At 43.0% G+C, this 2,220-nt stretch carries 3 protein-coding genes; 2 read left to right on the forward strand and 1 reads right to left on the reverse strand.

The window, feature by feature from the left end; translation table 11 throughout:
• The first annotated feature begins 89 nt into the window (after window positions 1-89).
• Window positions 90-524, forward strand: a complete 435-nt coding sequence (locus C7H19_RS25020; protein ID WP_219907754.1) for a response regulator — start codon at window positions 90-92, stop codon at window positions 522-524.
• 2 nt (window positions 525-526) lie between these two features.
• Window positions 527-1,783, forward strand: a complete 1,257-nt coding sequence (locus C7H19_RS25025; RefSeq protein ID WP_106459613.1) for a sensor histidine kinase — start codon at window positions 527-529, stop codon at window positions 1,781-1,783.
• A gap of 106 nt (window positions 1,784-1,889) precedes the next feature.
• Here C7H19_RS25025 and C7H19_RS25030 read toward each other — a convergent pair.
• On the reverse strand, window positions 1,890-2,220 hold a 331-nt coding region (locus tag C7H19_RS25030; RefSeq protein ID WP_181280643.1), incomplete at its 5' end, for a transposase.

Consider the following 2,220-nt stretch of genomic DNA (forward strand, 5'->3'; position numbering starts at 1 on the left):
AGTAATTGGAATGTTTATCAATCGAGATGAATTTGGAGTTTTAATTTGAGGTTTAACAACAGATCAATAACATCACCGATGGATGGTTGTTGTTAAATACCCTCAATCACTTGCTCAAACGAGAGGAGGAACAGACCATTTTATTGATTGATGACGAACCATTATATCGGGAGCGATTTAAGGAATGTTTAGATGGCACAGGTTTAAGTCTGATCGAAGCTGATAGAGGCAGAGAAGGCATCCGTTTAGCACTAGAGCAACAACCAACGGCGATCGTGTTGGATCTGACCATGCCAGAAATGAGCGGAATAGAAGTTCTCAAAAAGTTGAAAGACGATCCCCTCACCCGTCAAATACCAGTGGTGATTTATACTTTAAAATTGTTAGAGGAGCGAGAACGGCAACAAATAGCTTGCTTGAGTGCGACCCTTCTTTCAAAGGTAATTATCTCCAGAGGCGGCAGGGTTACGAATTCGAGAAACCTTACTCCGACTAGGACTGCATCTGAGGATGTAAGGAATTAAATATGTTCCAAGATTGCTCTATTACCGTTCTGCTTGTAGATGATAATGAGACTAATCGTTACATTATCGCCCATATGCTGCGAGATGCTGGATTTAATAGTGTGGAAGCGGCGACTGGGGAAGATGGTCTACAACTAATTGGTCTTTCAAAACCTGATTTAATCATTTTAGAGGTTAAACTTCCCGATCTCGACGGTTTTGAGGTCTGTAAGCGTCTTAAAGCCAATCCAGAAACGGCTTCAATCCCCGTTCTTCATCTATCGGCTAATTTTATCGGCAGTCGGGATCGTGCTAGAGGGCTAGATAGTGGTGCTGATGCTTATCTGATTCAACCCGTCGAACCTGTCGAGCTAATTGCTACGATTAAAGCTCTACTGCGAATCCGACAAGCTGAAGCAATCGCTTTGACCCTCGCTCGTGAATGGCAGATCACTTTTAATGCTATTCATGATGGAGTCGGTTTATTAAACGATGCAGGAATGTTTATCCGTTGTAACGAGTCGCTGATCAAGCTTTTTGGTAAAAAATCATCTGATGAGCTAGTTGGGCATTTGCATCAAGATTTTATCAAACCGATGTTAGAGCAAATTCAGATAATTCCCTTCTATCGTGCTCAAGAAACTCAACGACGTGAAGAGCTTGAAATTAATTGGCAAGGACGCTGGTACTTCTTAACAATCGATCCCATCTATGATAACCTTGTTTTCGCTGGTGCGGTCTTGATTATCGCCGACATCACTGAGCGTAAGCAATCTGAACTCAAACTACAAGAGCAAGCATGGGAAATGAGCAAGTTAAATGTTTCCCTGATCCGTTCTACTTCAGAATTAGACCAACGCAATCAGGAACTCGATCGCTTTGTCTACGTCGTCTCTCACGATCTTAAAGCTCCCTTACGAGCCATTTCCAACCTTACACAATGGATTGAGGATGATCTTACTGGACAATTGCCAGAAGAAAATCAAACGCAAATGGTTCTCCTACGCCAACGGGTGCATCGTCTAGAATCATTTATTGATGGACTGTTGGAATATTCTCGCGTCGGTCGCACCGAGGACATTACTGAATCTGTAGATGTCGCTCAACTGCTCGACGAGATCATCGATTCTTTGGTCGTTCCAGATACTTTTGTCATCGAATTGAACCAGATGCCGAAGCTGATTACTAAACGATTATTACTCCAGCAAGTCTTTGCTAATCTGCTCAGTAATGCCATTAAACACCACGATCGGCCCGATGGACGTATTATGATTTCCTAACAGGGAGAATACTACGAATTTGCGGTCACAGATGACGGGCCTGGCATTGCTCCAGAAGATCATAATACCAAATCCGTAGTTATTAGCCATTGTATACAAAGAGGTTTTAACCAGCCTTGAAAACTTCTGGATCTGGCCACCAATGATAGTTAGTCAAAGCTTGAATTTGAGGTTGCATTTGTGCAAGAACATGACAGCGTTGAGCGAGAACCACTTCCAAAGCATCAAGAGTTTCAAAGCTCTTGTTGACCAAAGGCTCATCAGCCAAAGCCCAAAGTCTCTCGGCTGGTTGTAATTCGGGAGAGTAAGGAGGTAAAGGCTCAAAAAAGATGCCTAATGGTAACTCAACTTTCTCGCTCATATGCCATCCAGCGCGGTCAAGAACCAAAAGGATAATTTTGTCTTGTCCTGCTCCTACAGCTGCGGCAAAGGATTTT

It is taken from the genome of Aphanothece hegewaldii CCALA 016 (assembly GCF_003007785.1).
Lineage (GTDB): Bacteria > Cyanobacteriota > Cyanobacteriia > Cyanobacteriales > Microcystaceae > Chroococcus > Chroococcus hegewaldii.

What these genes read in the sequence shown, in the direction of transcription:
- C7H19_RS25025 (WP_106459613.1), top strand. Translation starts at nt 527, where the DNA reads ATGTTCCAAGATTGCTCTATTACCGTTCTGCTTGTAGATGATAATGAG.